Below are 13982 nucleotides of genomic sequence, written 5' to 3'. Positions count from 1 at the left end.
AGTATATGAGAGGCAATTCTTTGTATACTGGTGCAAAATTGGCGAAAATTTTAAGATACCTTCTTCTACATGCATTATAAGCAGAAATCAAGGGTGCTATCCCATGTAAAAATTATGGATCAATCCTGTGGTTGGAGTAAGTAGATTATTTTTGCAATAGATAGACAACCACCACCATGATAAGAGCTAGGAATGCCAGAATAGACAGCCAATTGCCGGAAGACTTTTTTTCCACGGTCGACTGCGATTTCGCCCTGGCCAAAGTGTCTGTTCGTTGCAAAAATGGTGGTGATTCCAACATCTGTTTTGTAGACTCCACAATACAGCTTTTAGGAACAAAGGAAACTCCTTGGTTCTTTTTTCTTTTATTACTTTTTAGCGTAGGACCCAGGATATCCGGGGTGTTGGGACGCTCTACATAAGTGTATTTTATAATTGGCTTTTGATTTGGTTTTGAAAATGGTTGAGAAACTGTCCGGGTGATGCAGGAAGCAGGAATAAAATCATTTGAACTTTTTTGCTTAGTACAACCTCGTTTACGCTCACTGATAATATCTGGTGACAAGCTAAGGGGATTCGGGTACGGATTGGTAAAGACCAAAGGCTTTACTCCCAGACTAAAATGGTAAACCGGCGTTGGACACTCTATAATACAGCTCGGGGGAACAAATACCGAAGAGTTTTTTCTCCTTTTCCGTGGCTTGCTATGCTCTAAAAGGATTTGATAGCAAGGTTCCTCTGGTTGAGGCAAGCTTTGTTTTACCGATTTATTTATTTGCTCTTCTGCATAAGGTAATGAAACTACCTGCGTAACACAACTGTTTGGTACAAACGCTCCTTGAAATTTCAAATTTTTCTTCTTATGATACTTTCCAGCTACTGGTAACGTAGTTTTGCTACAGGTATCGCCACAAGCTAATGGCAAAGAAATCTCCGTTTGAACACTACTACTGTCCACAAATAAATCTCTCATTCCCGGAGACTGCTTCTTTCCACGATATACAATATCCGGTACTCGAACCGGTTCACTGGCTGACGTAAACAAAATGATGTCTCTTTTTTTCTCCACTTGAACAAGTTTGCTGGTTTTTATATTTTTCTTCTTCTTTCTAGCCAAAAAACCCACCCCTTTTCTTTGGCCTTAACAATCTTTTAAAAAGTATATTAAGCTTCCTCCAGAAAGATATTAACTTTTTGAATTTTCTTAGAAAAACTAAGCCTCCGCCAAGTCTATAGACACCGGCGGAGGCTTAGTTTGCCCTTAGGCAAACCAGAAGCTTTTATACTTTCTGATTTGCCTAAAACAAGATTTTATCTTTTATACCTGGTAAAAGCACCATTTTTAGGATTGGCTAATAGTATGGAAAAAAAGGTAGGTGCTTCTGATGCTTAAAGAAATCGAAGAAATAAGGCTTGAATCGGAACGTGCGATTAAAGAGTTACGTCAGCATATTTACGGGCTTCAATCTAATTTTTTTATGCGCTGGGATGCCAAAGCCACCATTAAAAAGGCAGAAATGAAAATCGAAATGATTCAACAATTATTAGTAAAATTAGAAACTCTGTCCGAACAAATTACCCCGGTAGTTAACGATTTAAAATCTATTATTGGTTTCAGAATGGTTAATTCAAGAAAAAATAACATCTAAACAATGAAACCGCCTGGAATATCCGATTACCAGGCGGTTTTAATGATTTGATTATTTAATTAGAAATTCGTTTATAAATTTCGTTTATAAATTATGAGGCCATGGTTACTTTACGTAGGGTTATACGACCTTGGTAAAATAAATACAGGCTGCAATTAATAAAAATCCCATACCAATAATAAATTTAATATCAACTTTCAATTTTTTCACCTCTAGACATTGTGTTTTACTACTATTTTGCCAAATAGTGAACAAATAGAAAAGAGGTTTTTTTAGAAAGCATATCGAAACCTTGTGGTACGAAAGGAGGAGATCCTATGGACTTAACCAGTATTGGTTCTTTTTTAGCCCTAGGTATTATCGTTTTTATCGTATTTAGAATGCTTGGCAAAGGCGGCTGAGGCTGCAGATAATTTGTACCGTGTGTACATATTTAGGAAACTATTTGAACTTTTAGGTATCCCCCTAAAATTTATACTTTATTAATCCCTTAGTTTGCCCTTCTGTAAATTGAAAGTTTTGATACTTTCTGATTGATCCCCAAAAACACCCCACAGGGTGTTTTTGGGGATTTTATGCTACCTTTTTATTGTCAGGTGAATCTGCACCCTTAGCTATATGTTCCAGATATCGCTTGGTTTCCAACACCACCACACCGGAAAGTCCTAGCAACGCGATAAGGTTTGGTATCGCCATCAAGCCGTTGACGATGTCCGCCAGCAACCAGATGGCTTCCAGTTTCACAAAGGCACCGGCTGCTACTAAACCAATGAAGATGATGCGATAGGGCATAATACCTTTAACACCCAAAAGATACTCACAGCAACGCTCTCCGTAATAATTCCACCCCAAGATGGTGGTAAAGGCAAATAACACAATACCCACCGTTAAAATCAGCGGACCAATGCCTGGCAATGCTGCAGCAAATGCTTCCTGGGTCATGGCAGCCCCTTTGGCATCCCCTGCCCAGACCCCGGTAACCACCAGCGCTAACCCAGTCAGAGTACAGATAATAATGGTATCAATAAAGGTGCCCGTCATAGAAATAAGTCCTTGTTCTGCAGGCCATTTGGTTTTAGCTGCTGCAGCAGCAATGGGTGCACTGCCCAAACCAGATTCATTAGAAAATACCCCACGGGCCACCCCGTTCCGAATGGCCATCATGACAGTGGCACCTAAAAAACCACCCGCAGCAGCGGTGCCGGAAAAGGCGCTACTAATAACTAGCTCTATAGCCCCGGGTAGCTGATCAGCAAATTTAACTAAGACATAACCACAGGCTAGCAAATAGAAGAGGGCCATAAAGGGAACGATTTTGGAGGATACCCTGGCAATACTCTGCAACCCACCTAGGGTGACCAAAGCAACCAATACGGTAATTACAATGGCTGTGACATAAGCCGGGGTACCCAGGGTTAATTTACAAGAATCCACAATCGAATTAACCTGGGCGAAGGTCCCAATACCAAAGAAGGCAACCAGCACACCGCTGACAGCAAACATGATGGCCAGAGGGCGATATTTTTTCCCCAACCCCCGCTCAATATAGTACATGGGTCCCCCGGAAATCTGGCCATTGGCATCGACAGAGCGGTATTTAACGGCTAACAAACCTTCTGCATATTTAGTGGCCATGCCAAAGAAAGCGGCCACCCACATCCAAAAGATTGCCCCGGGTCCCCCAGCCTTCACCGCTGTAGCCACACCCACGATGTTACCAGTCCCTACTGTGGCCGCCAGAGCGGTACACAAAGCTCCAAAACTACTTACATCACCAGAGCCATTATTCTTGGCCGTAAATATTAACTTTAAAGCCATTGGCAGACGGATCACCTGCAGTAGTTTCAGCCGTAAAGTTAACAAAATCCCCGTTCCCACCAACAAAAATAATAATGGTGGTCCCCATATCAAACTGTCCAATTGATCCAAAAACGTAATGTAATCCATTCCATTCGCTTCCTCTCTGTACGTAAATAAAATAAAAAAGAGCCAAACCAAATGATTTGACTCTAATGACCATAAAAGAAGTATCGGAAAAATATAGCATCCGTGCAAGAAACACCTATATTAGACCCATAATCCTCCTCTGTCCTTTTGCCTGAGAGATTTAACAGCAATTTGTATTGCCCCTTCGGCGCCCTAAAAACGGGTCTCTCCAGAGTCCTGTCCGCTTGCGGTTCCACTTTATTCAGCAAAGACTTAGCGTAACTTCGTCTTTCTACAAAAGCACCTGAGAGTATTACTCCTTCGGTGGGCCGTGGGGCCACTCTCCCGCAAACATCATCCAATCCTTTATTAAATTGTGCAATTATCATTGTACATCTTTTTAGACATTGTGCAATATGTTAGTTTAAAGTTTATATATTCAAACATTTGTCCATTCCAGATGGATATTGTAATTAAAAAAATTTGCAAGGCTAAAAAAATGATATTTCACAACATGATCTTACAAAAACCAAGACCGTCTGAAGCCTTGAAAATAGGGGCTTAGATCAGAGTCTCTGGCCAATCCCTGTTTCAAGCTAGGATAGGCAAAATTTAGTTAAATTGCATTGAACGCCTTCATCAATTCAAGTCCTTTTTTGTAATAGGAATCCATTTCTTCCCTGCTGACCATGCTGCCCCCTGTAGCCCAGGCAATATGAGAAGCGTTATGCATCTTATCGGTCAAACGGTGCTGCTCGAGATACATTTTTCCTGCATCCTCACTTAAAAGCTTGACAACTCCGGGCAGTCCGGCCAAGGCGGAAGGCTCGAGGAAAATTTTTTCGCTGTCCGCCAATGTACAGAGAAGGATATATAATTGCTCATCCTGCACGGTGTAAACTCCGCTGATCAGGTTTTCCAATGTCCTGCCGACAAAGCCGGAAGGTCTTCCCACCGCCAGGCCATCGGCATCGGTAATATTGTCAATTCCCAGATCCTGGACGCATATTTCATTATGCATTCCTGTCATTAAGCCCAACAGCATGCCAGCGGAATGAGTTGGCTCGGCAAAGAAGCAATGCACATGGTCCTGAAACATTAGTTTTAATCCGAATGTGATGCCACCCGGCGCACCGCCTACTCCGCATGGAAGATAAACGAATAGCGGATGTTCCTCATCTACGGTGACACCCATTTCTACCAACTGCTTTTTCAGCCTGAAGGCGGCTACGGAATACCCTAAAAACAAGTCCCTGGAATTTTCATCGTCGATAAAGTAATTATTCGGGTCCGATTCGGATTGCTTTCGTCCCTGCTCCACCGCAATGCTGTAATCAGAAGCATATTCTACGACGACGACTCCGCGGCTTCTAAGAAGATCCTTCTTCCACTGCTTTGCATCGGCCGACATGTGAACGTAGACACAAAATCCGAGTTTTGCGCTGATGATCCCTATGCTGAGGCCAAGATTTCCGGTAGAGCCCACAGAGATAGAGTAGTTGGAGAAAAATGTTCTGAATGCATCGCTGTTAAGGATGGAATAATCATCGGTTTCCGCCAGCATATGATTTTTAATTGCCAGCTCCTCTGCGTGCTTGAGCACCTCGTATATTCCGCCCCTTGCTTTGATGGAACCTGAAACAGCCAGATGGCTGTCCGCCTTTAAATAGAATTCTCCTTTGATTTCCTGCGCAAATATGCTTTCCAGCCTGTATTTCATATTCTCAATGCAAAACAGGGGAGATTCGATGATTCCGTTGCTGGCCTGGGTTTCAGGAAAGGCTTTTGCCAGGAAAGGCGCAAACCGTCTCAACCTGTCTTCTGCATCTCTGGCATCTACTTCCGTCAAGGAAATCTTTTGCATCGCGTCCTCATATTTTTCGTACTTCGAATTTATCCATAAAATCTCTTCGGTTGCCATCAGTTTGCTCATTAATGGGAAATCCTGTTTTAATGCCGCTATCGTTTTTTCACTTAGTTTTCTATCGCTCACCAAATCGACCCCTTCTGCACAATTTTACTTATAACAATATATTGAATATTTCAAAATAAAGTTTACTGTCGGCAGGCCATTCTGTCAAAGGCTATAGCCCCTGGTAGCCGATTAGCCAAAAAAGCAAAAAATCTTGCAAAAAACAGATAAAAAGTTCATTTATATATTGACAAAATAAAAAAACAACGCCTTTGTTTGGCGTTGTTTTTTTATTTATCTTCTCTTTCAACATAGAGATAATGAAAGGCATAATCTGCATATTCAAGAAATTCTTGGAATAATTTGCGCATATATTACACTTCCTTTCCGAGGGGTATTTTTTATCTTGAATAAATCATACCTCTCTTTGGAAAAAAAGTAAAACCACATGTACCACTGAATAAGACCAAATTTAGACGAATAATCATTTTACAAGCAACTTCTCTGCTACGCTCTGAAATTTTCGATAATATTTTTAGCTTTATACTCTTGACTATATTTTAAAAAATTGATATAAAATAGTTTTACCTTGTGAAAAACATTTCTTTCTTAAGTAACCCCCCAGAGTTTTTGGCAAAGGCTACTAAGGGCAACTGTTATATAACAAAAGACCTGTTTTCCATAAAAAAAGACATATCTCCCCTCGGCGGAAGATATGTTTTTTCTGGTGGGACGTACTGGAATCGAACCAGTGACCTCTGCGATGTCAACGCAGCACTCTAACCATCTGAGCTAACGTCCCATTATTTACTTGCGGTGCATGTTATATTATGCTGGTTTTATTATAAAAAGTCAAGGAAAATTTAACTTACCCGCCAAAAATCCCCTTCCTAAGCTTTCCATGCTTGCGATAAAAAGGGCGAAGGTGGGGGTGAGTTCACTAAAAAATGACAAAAGCTTTACCCGCCTTTAGGTACTGCTTTTGTCATTGGAATCTATAGATTTTTAATTAAATAGCCTCTTAAACCACGAAATTCTTTTAATATCCTGATTTGCCACCAAATCTACCGTAGCAATTTCCTTTCCTTCCACTAAGTAGGTGACGGTTCCCAGTTTATGACCTTGTTTCACTGGTGCGTTGGGTGTTGGATATAAATTGATTTTACGCTGGATTTTTTCCACTTGAATCACGGGTAGATATATCTCTAGCTTTTTAGCTGCAACTAAGGTTACCTTTTGCTCTACACCTTCCGCCACCTTTAATTCTGCTATTACTTCATCCTTTTCCGCCAATACCACAGGTTTCACTTCATTAAATCCATATTCAAGCAAATTTGTGGCATCGCTCCAACGGTTATCACTGTTCAGGATGACTGCTACTAACTGCCTACTTCCCTGGGTTGCAGAAGCAATTAAGCAATTACCTGCCCGAGCAGTGGTTCCGGTCTTTACCCCATTAATACCTTCGAAATCCGAATCTAGAAGCCGGTTGGTATTTTGCAAGAGTCGTTGCTTAAGGGGTTCTTTCTGTGTATCCTGGGCGGTTTCGATTTTCGTCTGGACCCTAGGTTGCCAGGTTATGGTAGCCTCTTTGGTGGCTACAAATCGAGCAAAGGTCTTATTTTTTAAGGCATAAGACGTGAGAATAGCTAGATCATTGGCGGTAGTATAGTGATTAGGGTGATGAAAACCATTCGTATTGGCAAACTGGGTATTCTTCATACCCAATTCCCGAGCCTTATTATTCATCATTTTAACAAAGTCGTCGTGATTACCAGCAATATGTTCCCCAATGGCTACCGTGGAATCATTAGCAGAATACATAAGTGCCGCCTTTAATAAATCTTCCAAATATAAACGATCTCCGGTGTTAAGTCCAATGTCCTGGCCCATCGAAACAGCAGCAGCTCTTTTTTTCACAGTGACAATATCCTTTAAATTACCCTTTTCAATGGCTAAAATTCCTGTCATGATCTTTGTTAAACTAGCCGGTTCTCTTCTTTTATCTCCCTCTTTTTGATAGTAAATTTGTCCACTGGACACATCCATTAAACAAGCAGCCGAGGCTGTAACCTTCGGTGGCTTACCATCAGCTGCCGGAGCGGCTCTACCCTCTGTGGGTAGTAGAAGAATCAGGCTAAATAAAACAAAAACTATTCTTAAGGCCGATTTCATTATGTTGCCTCCTTCCGCAAGTATTTTTTCACTAAGTACCCTATTGAATAACAGGAAACAATTAGAATTTTTTAGGTCTTTGGAAAATATTTAATAAATTGGCTAATTGTTACCAAAAATTACTCATATATTTGAGCAACGCAAAATACTTATAAGACGGAGGTGTATAGATTGAAAGTTTATATTTTTGATTATCGAAAATTTAAAAAACAACTTATTTTGGTATCCACCATAGTGCTCTGTGCTTTAATCTTCTCTGCCCTTATTTATCAACAGCAGGCAGTAACCACAACGGCTAAAAAATACGCCATTTATAAAGTTAAGACGGATAAAAAAGTGGCAGCCTTAACCTTCGATATCAGTTGGGGTACCAAAGTCCCCGGTCCGGTGTTAGATACTCTAAAGGAGCATAACATTAAAAGTACCTTTTTCGTTTCCGGCCCCTGGGCTGTGAAACACCCGGAGTTTCCTAAACGAATCGTCGCCGAGGGCCATGAAATTGCCAGCCACGGTGAAGAGCACGTCAATCTTAGTGAATATCCAAAGGAAACAGTCAAGAAAAATATCCTGACAGCCCACGGAAAAATTAAAGAAGTTACCGGGGTGGAACCTCTTTTAATTCGTACCCCCAACGGTGATTGGAACGACATGGTACTAACCACGGCTGAGGAATTAAACTACAAGGTAATTCAATGGAGTACCGATTCCTTAGATTGGAAAAACCCCGGCGTGCAAACTATTATTGACCGCGTTTTAAAAAAGATCGAGCCCGGAGATATCATTCTGATGCATGCCAGCGACACCTGCCTGCAGACACCGGATGCCCTGCCAAAGGTGTTAGAGGGATTAAAACAGCAAGGCTACCAACTTGTTACCGTTTCAGAACTGTTAAAAATGGGTCCCGGAACGATAGACTAAAGAAAACAGCCGTTGACGTAATCTGTCAACGGCTGTTTTCTTTAGTCTACTAGACATAGCTATGAGCCCCAGGGAGCAACAAGGATACACCAAATAAGGTAAATAAAACAACAATGAAACCAACAATGGCCATAATGGCGGCCTTTCTGCCCTGCCAACCATAGGTCTTCCTGGAATGCAGGTAACCAGCATAAATGAGCCAGGTAATGAGAGCCCAGGTTTCTTTAGGATCCCAACTCCACCACCTACCCCAAACCTCCTCAGCCCAGACAGCGCCAGTTATGAGTACCAACGTCATAAAGGGAAAGCCGATGGCTACAGACCAGTGCATGACGCTATCCAGCTTTGTTACAGGAGGCAGGGATTGTCCCAATCCCTTGCTATCGGCTTTTTCCTTGATTAGGTACAGTATGCCTAAGCAACAGGATAAACCAAAGGCTCCATAGGCTATGATAGCTGTCACCACATGAAACTCAAGCCAGATGCTTTGTAATGCGGGCATTAAAGGCCGGATGTCCGAGGGCAGTGTGCTGCCATAGGATATGATGATAATAGCCATTAAGGCTCCAATGGCGGTTAATACCTCAGAAGAAAATTTTATCTTTAATAACAGGATGAAAAATAGTATCCCCCAGGCAAAAAGGAACGTGAATTCATACATGGTGGCAAAGGGTAGCCTACCACTGGCAATACTTCTCTGAATAAGAGCCAGGGTAAGGCTGACAAAGGCAAGAGCAGCAAACCAGAAGGAAAGCTTTTTGAGCAGTAGATTACTTTTCCATAAAAAAATCAAACTCGTAATTACCGTAAGATACAGTAAGGTATAAGCTGCCAGATTAAAGTGTGCTTCCAATTATTGCACCACCTCACTTACTTTTGTCCCCGGCGGGGGAGTTAGGTATCGGCAGGCCAAGCCTAAAAGCATTAGAAAAAATCCCCCGTAGACCACCTTGACACCGGGGTCCTTTTTCACTTCCAGACCGGTATAATAGCGATAACCATCAAAGGCAATTGTTACGTCTTCTATCTTTTGTGTGTCCCCCTGAGAGATTATCTGAACATCCAATAATTGTTCTCCCTTAATCAGGGCACAGGCTAAGTGGGGATTGTTGGGCAACGGAGTTTTCGATTGTAGGTTGCCACTGAGCGGATCAAAGTCTGGTACAAAAAGAATCTTCAGGATTAAACCATTGGCCAGTTTTAATTCCTCACCGTTAATCAGTTCAAAGGGCTGATCTCCTTTTTCACCAATAATCCGTCCCTTGGTCATCCAACCATAGCTATTTTGATAAATAGTTAAACCTTCTGTTTTTAGTGGATGATTAACACTGATTTCATCAACAATTCTGTTACCCTTAGCATCCAGCAATAATACTGAACTGGTATATTGTTTGGGTTCCCAGGTATCATAATAGTCAATTTTAAAATCCTTTACTGTCAGGTGATAACCAGGAAAACCGATAGTGGAGAGATCAGCTGTGTCCGCTACATCAATTTCTATGTAGGCGCTTTTACCTGCCATACCAGATAATAAAGAGCCTGCAAATACAACCAAAATACTAAAGTGCAGCAAGACCGATCCTGCACTTCGTAAATTCTTAACATTTTTTACTCGTTGCATAGAACAAAGTAAGATGTTACACGCAAAAATTACGCCAAGCAGGATGAACCACCAGGAACTATACAGCTTATCAAAGGATAATAAAAGTAAAAAACTTCCCAATAGTTCCCCGTAGTGTGCCCGGTAGAAACTTACCTGCTCACCCTGGGGGATTAAGCTGCCCAAGGATGACACTGCACCAAGTAACAGCAAAAGAACAAGACCCGTTTTCATAGAGGAAAGGGATCGTAAAATCCCTTTCCCCTCGGGTCCTACATGAAACTGCTTATCATTCAAATCAATTCACTCCGTGTTATCTTCTCGTTAGCTAGTCTTTTTCACAGCTTCTCTGGCCAGTTGAACAGATTTATGAGCATAGTCGATGGCTTTACTCAGGTTGTTAATCGACTCGGTAGGATTATGGAAACCGTAGCCGTTGGTAACCATGACATAATCTAGATACCACTGACCCTTACGATGCATTTCTTGAGCCTGCTGGAGTAACTCTTGATTCACACCAGGAGTGTCCTTTGCCACCTTTAACTCATTAATGGCTTGCACCACAGCTTCACCGGCAATGTCCTGTACTTCCTTGGTTTTAGCCTGAATATCTTTCACGCGGGTCTTGAGCCAGTCAACACCCTCCCGGTGGCAAACGGTGCAGCTTTGTTCGATATTGTTCAAGGGGCTTTGCCAATTATGGGAGCTAACCTTAACATTTCCCTGCTTCACATAGGGCATATGACAATCTGCACAGGCTAAGCCTGCAGACTGGTGGGTGCTGTCCATAAATGTTTCATATTCAGCATGTCTGGTTTTCGCCAGTCCAGTGCCTGCATCTGGATGATTCCATTCGCTAAATTTCTTTTCATCAAAATATGCCAAAATTTGGTCAGCTTTAACCCCCTTATCCCAAGGGAAGGTTAATTTCTTTGTATTTGGTTGGAAGTAATAGGTAACGTGGCACTGGGCGCATACCAAGCTCCTCATTTCCTGCCTAGTCGCCTTGGTAATATCCTTACCTTGCCGCTCAAAGGCTTGAATAAGAGCCGGTCTGCTGATTCTCAAATCCATTGTTTTAGGATCGTGACAATCGAGGCAAGCGATGGGGTGTTTTAATTGAGAATTTACTTCCTCGAAGGATTTCAGATAGTAGTCCTCACCATATTTATTGATCATCTCCGGGATTTGAGATGATTTACAAGTATTACAGGCGGCCCCGGTCTTATAACGTGTGGGATGGACCTTTCGGATATCCTCCAGTGTATAAACATGGCCTCGCGGTTCGTTAAACTCTTCTGCAAAACCTAGTCCTGCATAGATTTGTTTCATATAGGGTTTCGTTTCAAAGTGAGAGGGTTGTGCAGTGTTTTTAAAATTTTCCAGGTAGCTGTCATAGTGCTTGGGATAATAAATACCCCATACAGCAGGGTCAGCTTCATTAGCTGCAATTTCACCCAGGGGTTTTTCTTCAAGGTCTTTATTGTGGGCATTAAAAAAATAACCTCCTGCTGCCCCTAGGATGAGCACTATAATTAATGAAAAGAATGCCAGATTACGATATTCCTTAGGAATCAATTAAGTAACCACCCCTTTCATTATTTCTGGTGCGGGGTACTCCGGTGACAATCAAAGCAATACTTTCCGTCATTTTTCCTGGTATCCCCCACTTGTGCCAAAAATTCCCCATGACACCTTAGACAGTTTTCCTGCAAGATGTCTTGCCCCAGTTTAGTTACACGAATTTCTTGGGGAGTTGTATCTGTTAGAACAGCTACAACATCACGGGTACCCGTATAAGCCTTATAGGTGGCACCGTACACCAGACCATGGGGAATATGACAATCCCCACAGGTTGCGCCCAATCGATGGGCCGAGTGCAAGTATGTATCCACCTGCTCATCCATCGCGTGGCACTGCCCGCAAAATTCAGCCTTGTCTAAACCAAGGGCCGGTACTTTGGTTAATAGCATTAAGGCAAAACTGACAAAAGCAAAACCAACCAGCCACAAAAGTTTTTTCTTCATTCCCCCCGCTCCTCTCACCTCCCTTTCTACGATAATAAGATAAATGGTTGCTATTTTCCAGGAAAATTTTTACTTTTATTGAATATTTAAAAAATAATTTAGTTTGTTATTTTGAAAAAATCTTATTTCGCCTATACTTATTTAAAAGCTTTTTATAGTTTCAAAGATTTGGGGTATGGTAATAAAAAAATCCAAGGGTGATTACATGAACCAAAGTGTAGATTTCCGCAAAACCATCTATGAGCTGGTCAAGGAAAACCCGGAGGTGGCCAACATTATGCAAGAGATTGGTTTTAAAGATATCACCAATCCCGCTATGTTAAACACCGCTGGCCGGGTAATGACCATTCCTAAGGGTGCCAGTATGAAGAAAATCGATCTAAACACCATTAAGCAGATCTTTCGTGATCATGGCTTTGAGGTAGTAGAATAAGGAGGGATTCTATGTCAGGACAACATTATATTAAAAACATTGATTTTGCCAAGGTGGTGGAACTTGCTGCTCTGGTGGATTACCAAGAAGGTCGGGTGGTCAGCCGCACTTTATCCCAGGGAAAACCGGTTAGTGTGACACTGTTTGCCTTTGATCAGGGGGAAGAAATCAGTGCTCACTCCTCCCCCGGCGACGCAATGGTGTATATTTTAGACGGTGAGGCGGAGATCACCATTGGGCAGGAGAAATTTCTCGCCAAAAAAGGTGAAGCCATCGTTATGCCTAACGGAATTCCCCACGGCCTAGTGGCTAAAGAAAGATTTAAGATGCTTTTAATTGTCATCTTTAGTTTGGAATAGATATGACTCATGACCCCCCTGGATTCCTGGGGGGTCACATCATTGCGTAAGCAAAATCCAAACCAAGGTGAGAACATTCAGCGCTTGTTCACTAAGCTTTACGGAACCACAGTGGAGTGCCTTCTAAGGCGTAATGAAATTTTTTCCAATACTTTCTAACATATAACAGGTGATCTTAATAATATATACTATCTTGATAACCTTTTTCTTTTCAAAGCTCCGGTGTTTTGGTATAGTATTTCTGTGCCACAATCCTTAGATTGGGAGATTTATATGGTGAAAAGACATGGTTTAATTTTTACCCTTATCTTGATAGTTGTGGCATTGATCCTGTTCTTTAGCCTGGATCTTTACCATCACCCCATCTGGCGGGCTGTGTCTTTTACCGGTCCTGAGCAGTTGGCGGAGTATTTGCGTTCTTTTGGTGCTATGACTGTACTGGTTTGCCTATTTTTAATGGTCTTACAAACACTTTTTACCCCATTGCCTTTATTTTTGTTAGCGGCTACCAACGGATTTATTTTTGGTTTATGGTATGGGATTCTCATCACCATGACCGGCTCGGTTTTGGGAGCCTCCATCGCCTTCTACCTGGCCAGGGGCTTTGGTCGGGGACTCATAAGTCGTTGCCTAAAGCAAACCTATATGACAAAAGTCGATCAAATGAGTCACCAAGATGGTCCCTGGATGGTCTTTATGGCAAGACTCATTCCGGTGATTCCCTCCAGTATTATTAGTTATGTGGCAGGTTTGAGTAAGATGACCTTTAAGGGTTTCTTTATCGCTACCGCCATTGGAAAACTGCCGGAAATTGTTATTTACACCGCCCTGGGTCATAGCTTTAGCCAAGCCGAAGGAATGGCCACGAAAATTACTCTCCTCATCATTCTAGTAACAGTCCTAGCCTGGCCGTTGTTTTCGCGTCGGTTTAAAAAAAAAATAGCCCATAACAAACCCCCAGGCTACTAACCTGAGGGTTTTCC

General features: G+C 42.0%; 14 protein-coding genes, 1 tRNA gene and 2 riboswitches. Of the genes, 6 read left to right on the top strand and 9 right to left on the bottom strand.

From position 1 onward, the window contains the following. Positions 1-145: 145 nt before the first annotated feature. A complete protein-coding gene (locus BUA78_RS02105) occupies positions 146-1117 on the bottom strand; it encodes a hypothetical protein (protein WP_072910631.1) in 972 nt (323 codons plus the stop codon). Positions 1118-1255: 138 nt separating this feature from the next. On the opposite strand from BUA78_RS02105, the gene BUA78_RS20065 reads away from it, so the two are divergent. Together BUA78_RS20065 and BUA78_RS02100 are read left to right on the top strand one after the other, a co-directional pair. After that, positions 1256-1393, top strand: coding sequence for a hypothetical protein (locus BUA78_RS20065; protein WP_175548952.1), 138 nt, complete (start codon positions 1256-1258; stop codon positions 1391-1393). Continuing rightward, positions 1386-1649 (top strand): hypothetical protein, encoded by a 264-nt coding sequence (locus BUA78_RS02100; protein ID WP_072910630.1) that lies wholly within the window; start codon positions 1386-1388, stop codon positions 1647-1649. The genes BUA78_RS20065 and BUA78_RS02100 overlap by 8 nt, the downstream gene beginning before the upstream one ends. Before the next feature lie 573 nt (positions 1650-2222). On the opposite strand, the gene BUA78_RS02095 is transcribed toward BUA78_RS02100, so the two are convergent. The 4 genes from BUA78_RS02095 to BUA78_RS02080 form a co-directional block, all read right to left on the bottom strand. Next, a complete protein-coding gene (locus BUA78_RS02095) occupies positions 2223-3596 on the bottom strand; it encodes an alanine/glycine:cation symporter family protein (RefSeq protein WP_072910629.1) in 1374 nt (457 codons plus the stop codon). A 129-nt stretch (positions 3597-3725) separates the two neighbouring features. Then, a riboswitch (glycine riboswitch) is annotated at positions 3726-3818 on the bottom strand. 39 nt (positions 3819-3857) lie between these two features. Further along, positions 3858-3933: riboswitch (glycine riboswitch) on the bottom strand. A gap of 258 nt (positions 3934-4191) precedes the next feature. Then, positions 4192-5571, bottom strand: coding sequence for a D-serine ammonia-lyase (locus BUA78_RS02090; RefSeq protein WP_072910628.1), 1380 nt, complete (start codon positions 5569-5571; stop codon positions 4192-4194). 641 nt (positions 5572-6212) lie between these two features. Continuing rightward, positions 6213-6289: transfer RNA gene (locus BUA78_RS02085), tRNA-Val, on the bottom strand. A 203-nt stretch (positions 6290-6492) separates the two neighbouring features. Further along, the gene (locus BUA78_RS02080; protein ID WP_072910627.1) at positions 6493-7662 is read right to left on the bottom strand and encodes a D-alanyl-D-alanine carboxypeptidase family protein; all 1170 of its coding nucleotides are present in this window, start codon (positions 7660-7662) and stop codon (positions 6493-6495) included. Between the two features lie 171 nt (positions 7663-7833). Here BUA78_RS02080 and pdaB point away from each other — a divergent pair, with 171 nt between their 5' ends. Next, positions 7834-8580, top strand: a complete 747-nt coding sequence (pdaB, locus tag BUA78_RS02075; RefSeq protein ID WP_072910626.1) for a polysaccharide deacetylase family sporulation protein PdaB — start codon at positions 7834-7836, stop codon at positions 8578-8580. Positions 8581-8629: 49 nt separating this feature from the next. On the opposite strand, the gene ccsB is transcribed toward pdaB, so the two are convergent. The 4 genes from ccsB to BUA78_RS02055 are packed head-to-tail and all read right to left on the bottom strand — an operon-like array spanning position 8630 to position 12207. After that, entirely contained in the window at positions 8630-9433 is an 804-nt protein-coding gene (gene ccsB, locus BUA78_RS02070; protein WP_072910625.1) for a c-type cytochrome biogenesis protein CcsB, read from the bottom strand. After that, the gene (locus BUA78_RS02065; protein WP_072910624.1) at positions 9434-10477 is read right to left on the bottom strand and encodes a cytochrome c biogenesis ResB family protein; all 1044 of its coding nucleotides are present in this window, start codon (positions 10475-10477) and stop codon (positions 9434-9436) included. It lies immediately after the preceding gene. 27 nt (positions 10478-10504) lie between these two features. Then, positions 10505-11758, bottom strand: coding sequence for an ammonia-forming cytochrome c nitrite reductase subunit c552 (locus tag BUA78_RS02060; protein ID WP_084082270.1), 1254 nt, complete (start codon positions 11756-11758; stop codon positions 10505-10507). 20 nt (positions 11759-11778) lie between these two features. After that, positions 11779-12207 (bottom strand): NapC/NirT family cytochrome c, encoded by a 429-nt coding sequence (locus BUA78_RS02055; RefSeq protein ID WP_072910623.1) that lies wholly within the window; start codon positions 12205-12207, stop codon positions 11779-11781. Positions 12208-12412: 205 nt separating this feature from the next. Between BUA78_RS02055 and BUA78_RS02050 the strand changes: the two genes are divergently transcribed. The 3 genes from BUA78_RS02050 (at position 12413) to BUA78_RS02040 (ending at position 13968) form a co-directional block, all read left to right on the top strand. Beyond that, positions 12413-12640 (top strand): DUF1858 domain-containing protein, encoded by a 228-nt coding sequence (locus BUA78_RS02050; RefSeq protein ID WP_072910687.1) that lies wholly within the window; start codon positions 12413-12415, stop codon positions 12638-12640. Positions 12641-12651: 11 nt separating this feature from the next. Further along, a complete protein-coding gene (locus BUA78_RS02045; RefSeq protein WP_072910622.1) occupies positions 12652-12999 on the top strand; it encodes a cupin domain-containing protein in 348 nt (115 codons plus the stop codon). A 273-nt stretch (positions 13000-13272) separates the two neighbouring features. Beyond that, complete coding sequence (locus BUA78_RS02040) at positions 13273-13968, top strand: TVP38/TMEM64 family protein (protein ID WP_072910621.1); 696 nt, start codon at positions 13273-13275, stop codon at positions 13966-13968. Positions 13969-13982 lie beyond the last annotated feature (14 nt).

This window comes from Desulforamulus aeronauticus DSM 10349, from assembly GCF_900142375.1.
Classification (GTDB): domain Bacteria; phylum Bacillota; class Desulfotomaculia; order Desulfotomaculales; family Desulfotomaculaceae; genus Desulfotomaculum; species Desulfotomaculum aeronauticum.
This window is presented reverse-complemented; position numbering and strand designations above follow the sequence as displayed.